This is a genomic window from Nocardia sp. NPDC003726 (assembly GCF_053586955.1).
In genome coordinates this window covers 44,983-62,195 of the sequence record NZ_JBSFNF010000030.1, presented here as the reverse complement: position 1 = coordinate 62,195, position 17,213 = coordinate 44,983, and the positions used below count along the sequence as shown (strand labels likewise).

Annotated in this window: 12 protein-coding genes and 1 riboswitch; of the genes, 6 read left to right on the top strand and 6 right to left on the bottom strand. The window is 70.2% G+C overall.

Going from position 1 to position 17,213, the window contains the following annotated elements; genetic code table 11:
• Window positions 1-145 precede the first annotated feature (145 nt).
• Window positions 146-315, top strand: a riboswitch (cyclic di-AMP (ydaO/yuaA leader).
• Window positions 316-393: 78 nt separating this feature from the next.
• Together ACWDMM_RS29345 and ACWDMM_RS29340 are read left to right on the top strand one after the other, a co-directional pair.
• The gene (locus ACWDMM_RS29345) at window positions 394-990 is read left to right on the top strand and encodes a C40 family peptidase (RefSeq protein WP_195079510.1); all 597 of its coding nucleotides are present in this window, start codon (window positions 394-396) and stop codon (window positions 988-990) included.
• A 3-nt stretch (window positions 991-993) separates the two neighbouring features.
• Window positions 994-1,398, top strand: a complete 405-nt coding sequence (locus ACWDMM_RS29340; protein ID WP_449940519.1) for an RNA-binding S4 domain-containing protein — start codon at window positions 994-996, stop codon at window positions 1,396-1,398.
• Window positions 1,399-1,413: 15 nt separating this feature from the next.
• On the opposite strand, the gene ACWDMM_RS29335 is transcribed toward ACWDMM_RS29340, so the two are convergent.
• From ACWDMM_RS29335 to ACWDMM_RS29325, 3 genes are read right to left on the bottom strand one after another with little or no spacing between them, the layout of a single operon-like run.
• A complete protein-coding gene (locus ACWDMM_RS29335; RefSeq protein ID WP_449940517.1) occupies window positions 1,414-3,237 on the bottom strand; it encodes a fatty acyl-AMP ligase in 1,824 nt (607 codons plus the stop codon).
• Window positions 3,234-8,291, bottom strand: coding sequence for an SDR family NAD(P)-dependent oxidoreductase (locus ACWDMM_RS29330; protein WP_449940515.1), 5,058 nt, complete (start codon window positions 8,289-8,291; stop codon window positions 3,234-3,236). Before ACWDMM_RS29330 ends, ACWDMM_RS29335 begins: the two co-directional genes overlap by 4 nt.
• Window positions 8,288-8,620: an acyl carrier protein gene (locus tag ACWDMM_RS29325; RefSeq protein ID WP_323124338.1), complete on the bottom strand. Its 333-nt coding sequence runs from the start codon at window positions 8,618-8,620 to the stop codon at window positions 8,288-8,290. Before ACWDMM_RS29325 ends, ACWDMM_RS29330 begins: the two co-directional genes overlap by 4 nt.
• A gap of 115 nt (window positions 8,621-8,735) precedes the next feature.
• On the opposite strand from ACWDMM_RS29325, the gene ACWDMM_RS29320 reads away from it, so the two are divergent.
• On the top strand, window positions 8,736-9,707 hold the full coding sequence (locus ACWDMM_RS29320; protein WP_323124337.1) for an MBL fold metallo-hydrolase: 972 nt from the start codon (window positions 8,736-8,738) through the stop codon (window positions 9,705-9,707).
• A gap of 6 nt (window positions 9,708-9,713) precedes the next feature.
• On the opposite strand, the gene ACWDMM_RS29315 is transcribed toward ACWDMM_RS29320, so the two are convergent.
• A complete protein-coding gene (locus ACWDMM_RS29315; protein ID WP_195079507.1) occupies window positions 9,714-10,691 on the bottom strand; it encodes an NAD(P)H-dependent flavin oxidoreductase in 978 nt (325 codons plus the stop codon).
• A 342-nt stretch (window positions 10,692-11,033) separates the two neighbouring features.
• On the opposite strand from ACWDMM_RS29315, the gene fadD5 reads away from it, so the two are divergent.
• Complete coding sequence (gene fadD5 / locus ACWDMM_RS29310) at window positions 11,034-12,605, top strand: fatty-acid--CoA ligase FadD5 (RefSeq protein ID WP_195079506.1); 1,572 nt, start codon at window positions 11,034-11,036, stop codon at window positions 12,603-12,605.
• Window positions 12,606-12,672: 67 nt separating this feature from the next.
• On the top strand, window positions 12,673-13,275 hold the full coding sequence (locus ACWDMM_RS29305; RefSeq protein ID WP_195079505.1) for a cysteine hydrolase: 603 nt from the start codon (window positions 12,673-12,675) through the stop codon (window positions 13,273-13,275).
• A gap of 91 nt (window positions 13,276-13,366) precedes the next feature.
• Here the strand turns inward: ACWDMM_RS29305 and ACWDMM_RS29300 are convergent, their stop codons facing one another.
• On the bottom strand, window positions 13,367-13,978 hold the full coding sequence (locus tag ACWDMM_RS29300) for a TetR/AcrR family transcriptional regulator (protein ID WP_323124336.1): 612 nt from the start codon (window positions 13,976-13,978) through the stop codon (window positions 13,367-13,369).
• A gap of 98 nt (window positions 13,979-14,076) precedes the next feature.
• Between ACWDMM_RS29300 and ACWDMM_RS29295 the strand changes: the two genes are divergently transcribed.
• Window positions 14,077-14,775: a class I SAM-dependent methyltransferase gene (locus tag ACWDMM_RS29295; protein WP_195079504.1), complete on the top strand. Its 699-nt coding sequence runs from the start codon at window positions 14,077-14,079 to the stop codon at window positions 14,773-14,775.
• Here the strand turns inward: ACWDMM_RS29295 and ACWDMM_RS29290 are convergent.
• Window positions 14,772-17,144 (bottom strand): lysylphosphatidylglycerol synthase transmembrane domain-containing protein, encoded by a 2,373-nt coding sequence (locus ACWDMM_RS29290; RefSeq protein WP_195079503.1) that lies wholly within the window; start codon window positions 17,142-17,144, stop codon window positions 14,772-14,774. The genes ACWDMM_RS29295 and ACWDMM_RS29290 overlap by 4 nt on opposite strands.
• Window positions 17,145-17,213: the final 69 nt, after the last annotated feature.

Below are 17,213 nucleotides of genomic sequence, written 5' to 3'. Positions count from 1 at the left end.
CGCCCGACGGCGATTTTCCGCCGATCCGATCGGCGTTCCCGCCGTGATGGAAAAGATGCAGCTCTGTGCGCTGGACAACATCGCGTCGGCACCGTAATCTCTTCGTGACTTAGTGGAACCAGTCGCTTCGTAAGAGAAACGGCGCCACTAGTTACCGCCTTAACGGCTGTCGGGGCCAATCGGTCTCGGCTGTCGTGCCGGGGACCCACAGGTTCGTCTGGGGTGAATCCTCGAGGCCGATTCCGGCCGCGAGGTAGGGCCGCTCTCCCGGCCCGAACCCGTCAGCTAACCCGGTCGGCGGGAGAGCAGTAAGATCGGAGACGTAGCTCGGTGGGTAAACACAGCTTGCAACGGGATTCTCGGGTTCCGAATTCCGTCAAGGGCGCGATTGTCATGGGTGCGGTGGCCGCGACCGGCGCCATGCCTGCGATTCCGGCCATGGCCGCGACCATCAACGTTCCCGGTGTCGGCAATTTCGACGTTCCGCAGGAGTGGGAACAGCCGGTTCAGCAGCTCAATCAGCAGATCCAGCAGGCGCTCGCGGCCGTTCCCGCCGCCCCTGCCCAGGCGCCGCAAGAGGTCGCTCCCCAGGCCCCCAATTTCGCGCCCATGCTGCCGGGCCTGTTCGGCCAGCAGCAGAACAACAGCCCGGGCGACATCGCCCTCGACGCCGCCAAGACCAAGGTCGGCGCCCAGTACTCCTGGGGCGCGGCGGGTCCCCGTTCCTTCGACTGCTCGGGTCTGGTCCAGTGGGCGTTCCGCCAGGCGGGCGTCGAGCTGCCCCGCACCAGCTTCGAGCAGTCGCACGTCGGCGCTCCGGTCGCCTACAACGAGCTGAAGCCGGGCGACATCGTCATCACCAACGGCGGCGGTCACGTCGGCATCTACGCGGGCGACAACAAGCTCCTGAACGCCGTACAGACGGGTACGCCGGTGTCCTACACGCCGCTGCGCCCCGACATGGTGGTCACCGCACGCCGTATCGTCTAACGAGTGGCCCGCGCCGAATCCGGCATCCAAAGCACCGCGACCCAGGCCCGCGTCGATTCGTGGACCTGGGCGGTGCGCCTGTTCAAAACCAGGTCCGCCGCCGCGGAGGCATGCCGTGGCGGGCATGTCCGGGTGAACGGCGCGACGGCCAAGCCCGCGCAGCCGGTGCGTCCCGGTGACGAGGTGCGCGTCCGCGTGGGCGGCATCGAGCGCATCGTCATCGTGGAGCGGATCATCACCAAGCGCGTCGGCGCTCCGATCGCCGCGCAGTGCCTGATCGATCGCAGTCCGCCTCCGCCCCCGCGCGAAATCCTGGCGAGCTTGCCCCGCCGCGACCGCGGTGCGGGACGGCCGACCAAGCGTGAGCGTCGCGAGACCGACCGTCTCATGGGTCGAGACGAGCACTGAACGGAAGCAGGGTGGTCAGATCATGGCCACCGGATCGAGGCGGCCCGCCAGGTAACGCGCCCTGCATTCGCCGCGGCGGAGTTTTCCGCTGCTGGTCTTGGGGATTCGTCCCGGCTCAACAAGAAGTACCGCACCGGGCATCACCTCGTGGGTCGCGGCAACCGCGGTGCGGATGCGCCGGGCTGAAGCGAAGAGTTCGAGCGGCTCGCGGCCATCGACGGCACCGAGTTCGGCCACCACGACCAGGTCTTCGCGCAGCCCGTCGTCGTACCCGAACGCCGTCACGTGCCCGGGCCGGATCTCGGGCGCGCATGCCTGCACCGTCGCCTCGATGTCGGCGGGATAGTGATTGCGCCCGTCCACCACGATGACGTCCTTGCGGCGGCCCGCGATGTAGAGCTGGCCGTCGTACTGGAACCCGAGATCGCCGGTGCGCAGCCAGCGGGCGGCGCTTCCCGGCACCGTGGCGCCGAACACCTCCGCCGTGGCATCCGGTCTGCCCGCGTATCCGTCGCACACATTGTCGCCGGCCACCCAGATCTCGCCGACGCGTCCGGCGGGCAGCACGGCCCCGGTCATCGGGTCGACGATCCGCACCTGCTGTCCGGCGGGTGCGCCGCACCCGACCAGCGACACGCCCTCCGTGGTTTCGGATGTGTCCGCCAGCTGCACGACCGCGCGTCCTTCCGACAGTGCGGCCCGGTCGAAACGGTGCCATACCGGGTCCTCGCGCTGATCGCAGATGGTGACCGTCAGGGTGGCCTCGGCCAGGCCGAAGCCGGGGGTGTGCGCGTGATGACGGAATCCGTACGGAGCGAAGGTCTCGGTGAACTCGGCGAGTGCGTCGGCGCGGACCGGCTCCGAGCCGTTGAGCACGAGGTCCAATCCGGACAGGTCCAGCCCGGCGCGTTCGGCGGGAGTGGTGCCCGACACCGCGAGCTGCAATCCGAAATTGGGGCATCCCGTGGTGCCTGCGCGATAGTCGGCGATCGCGCGCAGCCAGCGGACGGGGCGCTTCACGAACTCCGCCGGAGCCAGCGTGATGCCGTGCACGCCGAGGAACAGCGGCAGCGAAAGGCCGAGGATCAGACCCATGTCGTGGAAGAACGGCAACCAGGTCACGATCGGCCTGTCCTTCGCGACCGACACGGCGTACCCGAGCTGCGTCAACGCCGCCGCGAGGTTCTCGTGGGTGACCCGGACGCCCGCGGGCGACTTCGTCGATCCGGAGGTGTACTGCACATAGGCCAGCTCGTCGCACACCGGATCAATCACCGGCGCGGGCGAATTCGCGCTCGGCGGGACGAACCGCGTCTCCGGTGATCCCGCGCGGCGCGCGGCCGTGCTCGCCGTCGCCATCGAGGTGTGCGCGGCCGAATCCCATTCCGGCACAGCCGGATGCGCGGGCAAGGTGAGCACGCGGCCGAGGGCGTCGCCCAGGATTGGTGCGGTGATCTCGTCGTGCGCGGAGAGCAGGGCGAGCGTGGGCCTGGCATCGGCCAAGACGGCATGCAGGCGGTCGCGGTTGCGCGCGCCCGCGGCCGGGAACAGCGGCACTGCGACCCGATTGCTGTACAGGCAGGCGAGAAACGCCACCGCGTAGTCGACGCCGTGCGCGCAGAGGATGCCCACCCGGTCGCCGGGGGCGCTCTCCTGCCGCAGCCGCGCGGCCAGCGCGCCCGCCGCCGCATGCAAGCGCGCGTAGGTCAGCGTGACGGGCTTGCGGTCGTGGACGCGGAAACGCAATTCGGTGAAGGCCGGCTCGTCCGGCCGGGTGGCGGCCCATGCGGCCACCGATGTGGCGAGACCGTTGCCCGCCGGGTGGTCGGCGTGGGTCACGAGGTGTCTCCGGTGTTCGCGGCGACCCGATCCAGCAGGGCGGCGCCGAGAGCGGTGATGGTGGGGTGCTTGAACAACTCGGCGGTCGCGATCCGGACGCGCAGGCGCGCTTCCAGGTTTCGCCGCATCTCGATCGCGAGCAGCGAGCTGAGTCCTAGGCCGTTGAAGTCGGCCGCGGGGTCGATATGCTCGGCGGGCAGGTCGAGCGTGCTCGCCAGGATGCGGCGGATGATCGTGGTCAGTGGTTCGGCGGGCTCGGGTGTGCGCTCGCTCGCGGCCGGCGCGGGCGCGGGATCGGAACGGGATACGGGCGCCAGCAGATTCGTCAATCGCATCGCGATCGGGGAAGTGTCTGTCGTCGGCGTGTGCTCCAGTGCCAGCAGGTATGGGCCGTCATAGCGCAGGACCTGGGACAGTATGGCGCTTCCGCCCGGCAGGTCGAACGCGCCGACGCCCGCACGCCGGAGATGGTTCGCGCCGCCCGCCGCCGCGGCGAGGCCGGAATCCCAGAGCCCCCAGCCGACGCTCACGATCCGTCTACCCGGATCACGCTGGGCGAGAGCGTCCATCGCCGCGTTGGCGGCGGCGTACGCTGCCTGGCCCGGCGCACCGAGCGCGCTGGTGGCCGAGGAGAACAACAACACGAAATCGGTGGCGTCGGTCGCGGTGAGCTCGATCAGATTGCCTGCGGCAGTGGATTTGGGCAGGAACGTTCTGGCCAGCTGCCCCGTGGTGATCGTGTCGAACTCGGCGTCCTCGAGCACGCCCGCCGCGTGCACGGCGCCGCGAATCACCGAGTCGGAGGCCCTGATGTCACTGAGCGCGTTGGCCAGGTCGTCCCGGTCGGCGGCGTCGCAGCGCACCACGACGATGCGGTCCTCCAAGCCGTCGAGCAGGGCGGGCACCGGGCGCGGCGCCCTGGTCAGCACCACCACGTCGCGCGCGCCCGCGTCGAGCAACCAGCGCACGGCGACCGAGCCGAGCGTGCCGAGCCCGCCGGTGACGACGTAGGTTCCGTTCGCGTCGATGCCGACGGCGGGCACGGCGCGCGGCCGCGCGGGCGTGAAGCGCCGCACCGCGATCTCGCCCGCCGACAGGCGCAGCTCGTCGGGCACGGCGCTGTCGGTGGTCGTCACGAGACGGGTGAGCAGCGGCAGGTTCCTCGGATCGGGATCGGCCCAGACCAGGCGCACCGTGCGACCGGTCTCCAGTTGCAGCGAGCGCACCAGCCCGGCGATGGCCGCGGGGACGACCGAGGCCGTCACCGTGGCTTCATCGGACCGCGAAGGTGAGCGGGCCGTGTCCGCCTGCGGCAGTACGACTGTCACGGAAGCGGTGGCGTCGTGGGCGGCGATCAGTTGCAGCAGTTCGAGGACACGACCGGCCGCCGCCGCGGCGTCATCACCCTCGCTCGCGCCGGAACCGTTGGGCCAGACGGCCACCACGGCGTGGCCTCCGGTGCGCCCGGCCAGCACCGCACCGACCAGCGGGCTCGCGTCGTCCGGCTCGCGCGCGATCCGTTCGGTCGGCAGCTCGGCGTCGAGCGCGCGAGCGAGCCGGACGGCGAGGTCGGAGGCGCCGACCACCACCGCCCTTCGTACGCGGGTTTCAGGCGCGTCGCCGAGCGAACGGAGGTCGCGTGACTCCCAGGTCTCCTGGCGGAAGGGCGCTTTGCGCGTCGCGTTTCCGGCGGGCGCGGTGCGCAGGACGCCGAGCCCGTCCTCGTCAGCGGGATCGGCGTAGCGAATGCGTACACCGGACAGAGCCAGACAGGGCACACCGTGCTGGTCGGTCGCGATGACGTCGCCGATCAGTCCGGTGTCGCCGCGCTCGCGGACCAGGGCGTGCACCTCGAGCACGTGGCGATCGGGTTCACGCGACAGCCAGGCCGAGGCGATGCCGATGGGCAGCGGTATCGACGTCGTGGGCAATTCGTCGAACACCGCGGCGGCGAGCGCGTGCAGGCAGCCGTCCAGCGTCGCGGTGCGATGCAATTCGGCGGCGTCGAACAGGCCGAGCGCGCGTCCGGCGCCCGCGGCGATGCCGCGCAGTGTGCGGAACCGGGGACCGTACTCCAGCCGCCTGCGGCGCAATTCCTGATAGAAGACGCCGGTGGTGATGACGCGCATGTGATGCCGAGCGGCCCGGTTTGCGTCGACCACCCGCATCCATGCGACGATATCCGCGGGTGTGGGGTCACCGGCGGGCCGGGCCGAAGCCAGCGTCCCGGTGCCCGTGACCTCCGCCCGCACGCTTTCCGCCACGCCGGGCCCGCGATAGACGACCTCGGGCAGGACGCCCGGATCGGTCTTCTCGTGCACGGCGAAGTCCGCCAGGGTGGCCGAGCCGACGGTGTCCCCGGCCAGTCGCAGCAGTCTTCGCAGCCAGAAGACGGCGGGCACGATGTTGTCACCCTGCACTACGTGGTCGGTCAGATCCTCTGCCGTGAAGGTGGATTCGGGGACATGCGCGCTCGCCGGCCCGGCCGTCAGCAGCGGAAATCTCCGCTTGCGCCAACGCCGCGGCGCCGGCGTGCCGAAGGCGCCGAGCGCGGACCAGTCGATCGGCCTCCCCTCCAGGTACAACCCGGCCACGCCGGTCAGGAAGCCGCTCACCTCGTCGTCGCGCAGTGCCACGGCATGCGTGCCGTCGCGGAAGTCCGGATACTCTCGCACCGCCGCCGGCAACACCGGATGCGGGCCGATTTCCACCACGGTGGAGATGCCGTCTTCGGCCGCACGCTCCAGCGCGGCCGCCAATTGCACCGTGCCCGCGGCGTTCTCCGCCCAGTAGTCGCGGTCCATCGCGGCGGTGGTGAGTTTCGCGCCGCGCCGCGCCGTCGAATACACCGGCAGCCGTGGCGCAAGCGGGGTTATCTCGCTCAACGCCGCGACGAAAGGCGCGAGCACGGTGGTGACCTGCGGACTGTGCGCGGCGAAGTCGACCGCGAGCCTGCGCGCGAAAATTCCGCGCCGCGTGGCCCGCCGCACCAGCGTGTCGATATAGCGCGGTGTGCCGGACACGACCACCGACCTCGGGCCGTTGATCGCGGCTACGGCCACTTCCGACCGCATCGGCTCCACGAGTTTGGCCGCGTCCTGCGGCGCCGCCTCCAGCACCGCCATCGCGCCCCGCCCGTCCAGATGCGCCAAGGTCGCGCTGCGCAGCACCACCACGCGCGCCGCGTCCGCGAGGCTCAGCGCGCCGCTCACCGCAGCCGCCGCGATCTCGCCGAGACTGTGACCCGCCACCGCATCAGGCCGGATGCCCCACGCCGCCAGCAGTTTCACCAATGCCACCTGGAAGACGAACAACGCGGGCTGCACCAGGTCGGTGGCCTGCGTCTCGCCCGCGGCGGTGAAACCGTGCCGCGGCGTCCAGACCCGCGGTCCGCCCGCCGTCACGATCGCGTCGGTCGCCTCGGCGAGCGCGGCGGCGAAGACCGGGTACCGCGCCGCCAGCGCCCGGCCCATCTCGGGATGCTGGCCGCCCTGTCCCGAGAAGAGGAACAGCAGCCCGCCACGGCGACGGTTGGCCACGATGCCGAGCGCCGCGTCGCCGCCTCCGAGCGTGCGCAACCGGTGCACCGCGTCGGCGTGATCGTGCGCGAGGATCGCGGCCCTGGCCTGCTCGGGCAGCGCTCGCGCCGACGCGGCGGCCCACTCGGGCAGGGACGGCCGCGCCCGGTCCAGTTCGTCGGCCAGTCGCAGCGCGCGTTCGCGCAGTTCCTCGTCGTCGCGTGCGGTGAGCGGGAGCAGGATCGGGAAGCGCGCGTCGTTTTCCGACCGGGTCCGAGCGACGCCGCGGAGCACGAGGTGCGCGATCGTGCCGCCGAATCCGAACGAGCTGACGCCGGCGACGCGCTCCGGCGCGGGCACCCGGCTCCAGTCCACCGGCTCGGTGGGTACGCGCAGGCCGCGCTCGGCCAGACGCAGCAGCGGGTGCTCGGTGTGCACGTTGATCGTCGGGGCGATCACCCCGTGGTGGATGGACAGCGCGGTCTTCACCATCCCGGTGATTCCGGCGGCGGCCTCCAGATGACCGATGTTCGACTTCACCGAACCGATCCAGACCGGACCGTCCGCGCCGTCGCCGAGCGCGGCTGCGAGCGCGCCGACCTCCACCGCGTCGCCCAAAGGCGTTCCGGTGCCGTGGCATTCGATGTAGTCCGCGCTGCTCGGCGGGCGTCCGGCCCGCGCCCACGCCGCGCGCAGCGTCTCCTGCTGCGCGCGTCCGTTCGGCGCGTAGATGCCGTTGGAGCGTCCGTCCGATCCCACGGCGCTTCCGGCGATCTCCGCGTACACCCGGTTGCCCTCGCGTATCGCGTCCGCGCTGCGCTGCAGAATCACCACGGCGCAGCCGTCGCCGCGGGTGTAGCCGTCGGCGGAGACGTCGAACGGTGTCGACCGCCCGCCGGGTGAGAGGAAGCCACCCTCGGCCAGATAGTTCGAAGTGTGTTCCAGCAGAACGAGATTGACGCCGCCCACGATGGCGAACGGCACGGCGTCGTCGGCGAGCAGCCGGACCGCGAGGTCGACCGCGGCGAGCGAGGACGAGCAGGCGCTGTCGAGCACCAGGCTCGGCCCGTGCAGGTCGAGCACGTACGACAATCGATTGGCGATGATGCTGAGCGCCGACCCGGTCACCGCGAAGGGGGCGTCGTGGCCCGCCCGGCCGAGCACCGCGATGCCGTGGTCGTACCCCGACGCGCCGAAGACGACGGCCGCGCCGGAGCCCCGCGTGCGATAGCCGATCCCCGCGTCGTCGAGCGCTTCGATCGCGACTTCCAGCGCGAGCCGCTGTTGCGGGTCCATCACCGCGGCCTCGCGGTCGGAGATGCCGAACCAGTCGTTGTCGAAGGACTCGACATCGCGGAGGTACCCGCCACGCCGCGCGCCCAGCCGCCCGGCGGGCGGGGTGGACGTGGCGTCTGTGCCCTCGGTCAACAGCTGCCAGAACTCGGCGACGCTCGCCGCTCCCGGCAGCCGGCAGCCGATGCCGATGATGGAGACGGGGGGATGCGAGCCGACGGAAGCAGTAGCCGCGCTGCTCATCGCATCGCGAGATACTCGACAAGCTGCTCGATGTCCGGATGGTCGTAGATCGCGGTCAGCGGAACCTCGACTCCCATGGCGTCCTCGAGATGGGCGGTCAGCCTCGCGAGTTGGGTGGAACCGAGGCCGAGATCGGAAAAGGGCGAGTTGGTCGACACCGAGGCGGCGTCGACGCCTAGTAGATCCGCTACCGCCAGGACGGCGGCGCGAGTCAGCGCGGTGCGTCGGCTACCGCCGAGCGAACCGTCGTGCTGCTGTGCACCACCGTGCCCGTCCGGAAGACCGGGCCGCATCGCGTCCTCCCTCCCCGTCTCCCCGGCTGTCGTCACCCGCTCGAGAACGGTACCCCCGCGATTATGCCGGAGAATCGGCCCTGAGCAAGGACGCATATCCGCTGCCTGCCCGGCTCTTTCGCGAACCGGCGTGATCACATACCGTGGCATCGTGACCGAACCGGACAGCGGTGCCGCCACCCGTGCCGAGCGCACGCCGACTCTGCCCACCCTGCTGCGCTGCTGCGCCGCGCTGGCGGCCACGCCGGGCCGGTTGTTGCGGCCGCGCCGCCCCGACACGGCCCTGCTGGCGAACCTCGAAGTGGTGCCGCCGCCCGCCCCGGGCGCCACGGTCGGGCTGACCGTGCTGACGCAGGCCACCATGTCCGCGCCGACCACGATCGTGGCCGAGGGCGTGCGCAGCCTGCGGGCGATGCGGCTGTCGATGGCGGCGTTCCTGGTCGAGCATCCGAAGGCGCGTTTCCTGGTCGATCCCGCCCTGTGCGCGGGCGTGCACGAGCGGGTGCTGCCCGAACTGCCGTTCCCGGTACCGCTGCTCGTCGCGCCGGACAAGCCGGTGCTCGGGCTGTCCGACGCGCTCGCGGCACACGACCTGGCGGGCGAGGACATCGATTTCGTGGTGCCGACCCACCTGCACTGGGATCATGTCTCCGGCCTGCTCGAGCTGCCCGCTTCGGTGGAGATCCGCTTGCCCGGAGTCGAGTACGACTGGGCGATGGGCGGCCCGCACGCGCCGGCCGGTGTGGCGCGCGGCCCGCTGCGGGGGCGCCGTTTCGACCGTTTCGAGTTGGACGGCCCCCCGGTGCTGACCTTCCCGCGCAGCAAGGACCTGTTCGGCGACGGTTCGGTGCTGCTGGTGGATCTCGCGGGCCACACCCCGGGCAGCATCGGCGTGCTGCTCGCGGTGGACGACGGCACCCGCGTGCTGTTCGCGGGCGACGCCGTCTGGAGCAAGTTGCAGGTCGATCTGCTGCGGGAGAAGGCGCCGATGCCGGGCAAGCTGTTCGACGCCGACCGGGACGCCGCCTTCACCACGATCCACCGCCTGCACGCGCTGCCCGACGGCATCGAACTCGTCGCGAGCCACGACTACGCGGCCGTCACCGCCCGCGCGGCCCGGTAGCGCGGGTCAGCCCACCACCACGGTCTCGGCCAGGCGAGCGGTGATCAGCTCCTCGGCCTCGGTGACCATGCGGCCGATCAGCTCGGCGCAGGTCGGAATGTCGTGGATCAGGCCCTGGCACAGGCCGACCGACCAGATGCCCGCGTCCAGGTCGCCCTCTTCGAACACGCGGCGGCCGCGCGCTCCCGCCACCAGATCCCGCACGTCGTCGAAGGTGCCGCCGGACTTCTCGATCTCGACGACCTTGCGGCTGATCTCGTTGTCCGCCACCCGCGCCGTGTTGCGCATGGTGCGGAAGATGAGCTGGGTGTCGCGCTCGGAGTTCGCGACGATCTTCTCCTTGACCTTCTGATCGATCGAGGACTCCTGCGTGCACAGGAACCGGGTGCCCATGTTGACGCCGTCTGCGCCGAGGGCGAGCGCGGCGACCAAGCCCCGGGCATCGGCGATGCCGCCGGAGGCGATCATCGGGATGCTCAGCTCCCGCGCGGCGGCCGGGATGAGCACCAGGCCGGGAACGTCGTCCTCACCGGGATGGCCCGCGCATTCGAAGCCGTCGATGCTCACCCCGTCCACACCGATCCGCTCGGCCTTCAGCGCGTGCCGCACGCTGGTGCACTTGTGCAGCACCTTGATGCCCGCGTCCTTGTAGTAGGGCAGGAACGGCTCGGGGTTGCTTCCCGCCGTCTCGACGATCTTGACCCCGCTGTCGATGATGGCCTGCACGTATTCCGCGTACGGCGGCGGGTTGATCGACGGCAGGATGGTGACGTTCACGCCGAACGGCTTGTCGGTCAGCTCCCTGGTGCGCGCGATCTCGCGGCGCAGGTCGTCGGGGGTCGGCTGGGTCAGGGCCGTGATGAAGCCGAGCCCGCCCGCGTTGGCGACGGCCGCGACGAGCTCGGCCCGCCCGACCCACATCATGCCGCCCTGGACGATCGGGTGCTCCACCCCGAACTTCTCGGTGAACCTGGTCCGCAGCATTGCGCTTCTCCTATACCTCGCGCGGGCGTGCCGGTTCGCCCGTTGGCGTCGATGGTGACACGAGAATCGCTCCGCCTTCAACTCACAAGTGAGCCGACGTTCGCATATTCGATGATCTTCCTCGACGCTGCTTCGCCTTCGTCATCGGCGTACAGTTACGCAAATGGCCTGCTAGAAGATCCGGACCCGTGCGTGTGACCCCGGTCGGGCTGATTAACCCCGATTCATTCCGCAATCTCTTGCCGGGCGTTTAAGTTAGTTGTTATTCTGCACGCGATTCAGCCCGTCGCCGCCGTCGGACATCCCGGCGGGCCGATGGCGGTCCGAGAGGAGTTCGTGGCAATGACCACCGGGGCAGCAGCGCTCGACGAGCCGATCAGGTCGCGGCGCAACCACTGGAACAACCAGCTCGCCGTGCACGCGCAGATGCGCCCGGACGCGGTCGCGCTCCGGTTCCGCGGCGCGGACACCACCTGGCGGCAGTTGCACGAGCGGTCGCTGAAGTTCGCCGACGGACTGGCGCGTCGTGGCGTCGGGTTCGGCGACCGGGTCCTGATCCTGGCGCTGAACTACCCGGAATACCTCGAGGCCGTGTTCGGCATCAACGCGCTCGGCGCGATCGCGGTCCCGGTCAACTTCCGGCTCACGCCGCCCGAGGTCGCCTACATCGTCGGCGACAGCGGAGCCAAGGCGGTGGTCACCGACACCGTGCTGCAGCCGCTGGCCGCCGCCGTGCGGGCGCAGGCGCCCGCCCTGGAGACCCTCGTGGTGATCGGCGGCGCGTCCGGCGACGGTGCGATCGGTTACGACGACCTGATCGCCGAGGAGGGTGAGCCGCACACTCCGCTGGACATCCCGGAGGACACCCCGAGCCTCATCATGTACACCTCGGGCACCACAGGCAGCCCGAAAGGCGCGGTGCTGACCCACGCGAACATGAACGCCCAGGCGCTGACCTGCATCCGGGCGCTGGCGCTGGAGCCGGACTCGGTCGGCCTGTGCACGTCGCCGCTGTTCCACATCGCCGGGCTCGGCAGCCTCGCCCCGGCCTTCATGCTCGGCTCGAAGACGGTGCTGCATCCGCTCGGCGCCTTCGACGCCGGTGAGTTCCTCGACGCCCTGGAGCGGGAGCAGGCCACCTCCGCGTTCTGCGTGCCCGCGCAGTGGCAGCTGGTCTGCGACCACCCGACGGTGAAGGACCGCAAGCTCGCGCTGGAGGTGCTCAGCTGGGGCGCCGCGCCCGCTTCCGACACCGTGCTGCGCGCGATGGCCGAGAGCTTCCCGAACGCGTTCAACGTCGCGGTGTTCGGCCAGACGGAGATGTCGCCGATCACCTGCGTGCTGGAGGGCAAGGACGCGATCCGCAAGCTCGGCTCGGTCGGCAAGGTGATCCCGACCATCCAGGCGCGGATCGTCGACGACGAGATGAACGACGTCGCGCCCGGTGAGGTCGGCGAGATCGTCTACCGCGGCCCCACGCTCATGCAGGGCTACTGGAACAAGCCGGAGGCCACCGCCGAGGCGTTCGCTGGCGGATGGTTCCACTCCGGCGACCTGGTCCGCCAGGACGAAGAGGGCTTCATCTACGTGGTGGATCGCAAGAAGGACATGATCATCTCCGGCGGGGAGAACATCTACTGCGCCGAGGTGGAGAACGTCCTGTTCGCGCACCCCAAGATCCGGGAGGCCGCGGTGGTCGGCCGAGCGCACGAGAAGTGGGGTGAGGTGCCGGTCGCGGTGGTCGCCCTGCACGACCCGGACGACGAGCTGACCCTGGAAGAGCTGGAGCCGTTCCTCAACGAGAACCTGGCGCGCTACAAGCACCCCAAGGATCTGGTGCTGCTGCCCGAGCTGCCGCGCAACGCCAGCGGCAAGGTGGTCAAAGTCCAGTTGCGCGAGGAGTATTCGTCCTGAGCGTGCGGTGAGTTCGGTTTCACGTGAATCGGACAATGCGCGCGGCGTGGGTGCGTAAGGTCGTCGCATGGCGATCCGACGCATCCGCGCCGCCGTTCTGGCGCTGCACTGGCAGGTGAATGTCATTCGGCCCGAAGGCTTCTTCGGTCCCATGCTGGCCGCGCCCGTGGCGGTTTCGGGTGTGGTGGCGCGGGCGACGGACTTCCACGCCGCGGCGCTCGCGGCTCGGTTGCCGGTGGTCTTCACCCGGTTCACCATTCCGATCGGTGAGGGCGAACTGGTGCGCAACACCGGATTCATGCGCTCGGTCGGCGCGGCGCAGACCGAGTTCCGTCCGGAATCGCCGGGGGCGGCGATCATTCCGGAGATGGCGGCGCAGCCGACGGAAGTCTTCGACAACCAGAAACTCTCCGGCCTGGCGGGCAGCAAACTGCCGCGGTGGCTGACCGATCAAGGGATCGAGACGCTTTTGGTCACGGGCGTCGCCACCAATCTGACCGTCGAGCAGACCGCGCGGCACGGCACCGATCTCGGCTTCACGGTGCATCCGGTGGCCGACTGTCTGGCCGCCGCCACCCCGGAAGCCCACGAGGCCGCGCTGGCCAATCTGGAGCTCGTCACCGCGGGCAGCGTGCGCGCCGCGGATGCGCTGCAACTGATCGGCGGCTGAGCAGCTTCTCTTCCCGAGCAGTCGGCCCGCAGAGGCGCGGTCGCTGGAATCGGCCGATGCTCTCTGATGCGCGGTCCAACGGAGAGGTCCGCTAAGAGCTCGGCGAACCAGCCGAAGCGCCGCCGACCCGGCTGGTCAGCCCGGGGCCGACCAGGAGCAGTAAACGGCGATAGGCCTCGTCCGCCGAGAGCGGCGGATCGGCCTCGGCGATCGCGTTGAGCAGGCCGGTCACGCCCCAAGACAGGAAGGTGACCGTCGTGGCGACCTCCGCGGGTGGAAGTCGCAGTCGCTCGCGCAGCCGCTCGCCCAATACTTCCGTCACGACATCGATGGTCGTCCGCAGGAGCACGGCCCCGCTTTTGCGGCGCAGCAGCGCCCGGTAGACCTCGGGGCTTCCGTCGGCGAGCCGGAACAACGTGTGCACCGGTGCGAGCGGATCATCGTCCTGCACGCCCGGGTTCGCCGCGGTGATCGCCGTTCGCAAGTACTCCGCGCAGCTGCGCAGCAGCAGATCGTCCTTGTCGCGATAGTGCGCGTAGAAGGTCGAGCGGCCGACGTCGGCGCGGGTCAAGATCTCGCTGATGGTGATCCGGTCGTAGCCGCGTTCGATCATGAGCTCGACCAGAGCCCGATGCAGCGAGTCCCTGGTGCGCCGGACTCGGCGATCGGTGCGGTCAGCTGTGCTGTGTCCGCTCGACGGCACTTTCTCTCCTGAACGAATGTCCCGCTTCCGTCCGATTCCGGACGGTTTTCACCACATTGTGCCTGGTGATCCCGGTCTGGGAGCGGGATCCTGAACACATGGCCGAAAACGAACAGAAGTCCCGCATCCCCTCCCGAGACGACGGCGCCGACGACGTCGGTATCTTGCTCACGCAGCCGCGGCGCTATCGGCTCCTCAAGGAGGTGACCTTGCTCGGCGGCGCCAACCGCCTCAATGCCCGCCTCGCCCGCCTGGCGCGGCCCGCCCCGGGCGCCGACATCGTCGACGTCGGCTGCGGGCCAGGCGATTTCGCTCGATTGCTGGCTCACGGGGCAGGCCGGGTGGTCGGCATCGATCCCGCACGGCAGATGGTGGACTACGCGACCGCGCGTGCACGCGACCTGCCGAACTGCCGATTCGAGGTCGGCGCGGCACAGTCGCTGCCATTGCCCGACGCGTCGGCGGACCTGGTCGTCTCGACCTTCGCGATGCACCACATCGACGCGGCACAACGTCCCGCCGCGCTCGCGCAGATGTTCCGGGTACTGCGGCCGGGGGGTCGGCTCCTGCTCGCCGACGCGCATCCGACCGGACCCGTGCTCTCCGCCGCTGTGCGCGTCATGGCGCGTTTCGCCGCCCACCGCGCCCACGACACTTCGCACGACCACGGTGACCCGCTGGCGGCCGTCGACATCCGCCGGTACCGGGACGTGCTGCGCGCGAACGGCTTCGACGAGATCGAGTTCGTCACGGTGCGCCCAGCGACCGGCGTCCTGCTGGCCGTCAAACCCGCCTAGATCAGGTCCTTCTTCGCCAGCCATCGCATGGCGAACCAGCCGCAGAACACCGGAAGCCAGCAGGTGAGCACGCGGTAGAGCAGCACCGATGGCACCGCGATCTCGGCGGGCAGGCCGAAGGCGGCAAGACCACCGATCAGCGCCGCTTCGACCGCGCCGACACCGCCCGGCGTCGGCGCGGAGGCGGCGAGCGTGCCGCCGATCATGGTGACGATCGTGACGGTGATGAAAGTGGTGCCGCCGCCGAACGCCTGCACGCTGGCCCACAGCGCGCCCGCCATGCCGACGGTGAGCGCCGCGCATCCGCCGATGATCACCGCGGACCGTTTGGGATCGCGGGCCAGCTCCGCGAGTTCACCGATGACCTCCTGCAACTGCGGCCGGACCGCGTTGTTCAGCCAGCGGCGCAGTTTCGGCACGAACATGAACGCGCCGACGATCCCGACCCCGACGCCGGCGAGCAGATACAGCACGGTGGCATCCGGGACGAAATGCGAGAGGTCCGCCGAGGTGCCCGCGAGGATGCTGAACGCGAGCAGCAGGCCGATATGCGTGATCACCTGCACCGCCTGTTGCAGCGCCACCGCGGCCGTCGCGCGCACCGTGCCGATCCCGGCCTTCTGCAGGAACCGCACGCTCAACGCGAGTCCGCCGACGCCCGCGGGCGTGGTGGTGGCCGCGAAGGTATTGGCGACCTGCATGACGAGCAGGTTGCGGATGTTCACCGCGCCGAACGCGCACGCCCACAGCGCCGCCGCCGCGCCGACATAGGTCAGTGCGGAGACCAGCAGACCGAGCAGCGCCCACCACCAGTTCGCCGTGCGCAGCTGGGTGAAGAAGGCCGGCACGGCGCTGATGAACGGGTAGGCGACGTACACCAGCCCGATCAGCAGCACCAGCTGGATGATCTGCTTGCGGGAGAACCGGGTGATCTGCTCGGCTTCGATCCGGTCCTGACCGGTCTGTTTGCGCACCTCCTCGCGGGCGTCGGACAGCGCGGTCTTCCACTCCGGAACCGCTTTGCGGATGCCGGTCGGTATGGCCGACTTGGTCAACCGGCTCGCCGCGGCGAGTACCCGGGCTTCGCCGATGGTTTCGATCGCCGCGCGCACGGCCGGCTCCTTGCCGAACGTCGCGGTGGTCGTCACCAGCAACTGGGCGATGTCGGATTGCAGCTGCGCGTCCGACGCTCCGTATTCGGCGTTGCCGAAGCCGCCGAACAGCGTGACGCCGTCGGCGACGCGGATATCGATCGGCCGCAGGTCGCCGTGCGAGATCTGCTTGCGCTGCAAGGCGTCCAGCGCTTGCCACACCCCTGGCAGCACTTCGGCGGACTGTTCGGTGAGCGCCGTGCCGCAGGGTTGGGTGAGCGCGTACAGCATCCAGCCACGCGACAGCGCAGCGACCGCGACAGGGCTGGAACTGCCGAGCCCGAGGTCGGCGACGGCGATCGCCATGAGCGCGCGGTGCTCGACCGCGCGGTGCATCGAACCGTGGATGGCCGCGGTCTCACTGGAGCGGAAGGTCAGCCAGCGCCACACCTGGCGCAGCGCGCCGAAGCTGCGCTGATTCTTGCCGAACAGCTCGACGATCAGCTCGCGTTCCGGCCCTTCGATGGCGGCGGCGAGCACCAAGGGCCCGCGGCCCGCCGGGTGCACGACGGTGAATCCGGTGACCGTGTGACCGCGTTGGGCGAGCACCCGGACGGCCGCGTCCAGCGGGACCTCCAGCGCCGGCGTGCCGACCACGAGCACGATCACCGCGCCGACCAGCCAGCCCACCGCGAGCCCGAACATCGCCCGCGCGGGCACCACGGTGCTGACCACCAGGTGGATCGGCGCGAACGCCAGCAGCAGGAACCACAACCAGCGTCGCGGCCGGATGGGCAGCCACGGGCTGGCCACGGTGAGCATCGCGGCGATCATCGCGATCCAACGCGGATCGTCGAGGAACTGGGACAGGAAGGTGTCCAGCCGGTCCGGCACTTGGAGATGCCATTTCGGCGCGGACAGGCCGGTGCCGGTGATGGACAGCAGTAAGCCCGCCACGACGCCGGCCGCGGCGTAGCCGGCGAGCAGCTTCCACTGCCTGCCGATGATCAGCTCGATCAGGATCGCGAACGGCAGCGCCAGAATCGCCATGCCGTAGACCAGATAGACCAGGTTCGACTGGTCCGGATTGAGGAAACCGACGATGTTGGAGACCGAGCGTTCCAGGGCCAGCCATTCCGGTCGGGTGATCAAGGAGGCCGCGATCACGACCGCCACCCACAGCGTTGCGAGGACCACCCGGACGATGTCGCTGGTGCGCCGGATCAGCGGTTGTAGCAGGCTTCCCGTGACCGGGATCTCCCGCCCGTCCACTCGCATGCTGGTCCGCCTCTCCGGGTATTCAGGCCGTACTGGTTGGGTGGCGCTGGAGCCGCTCCCCGCCTCCGC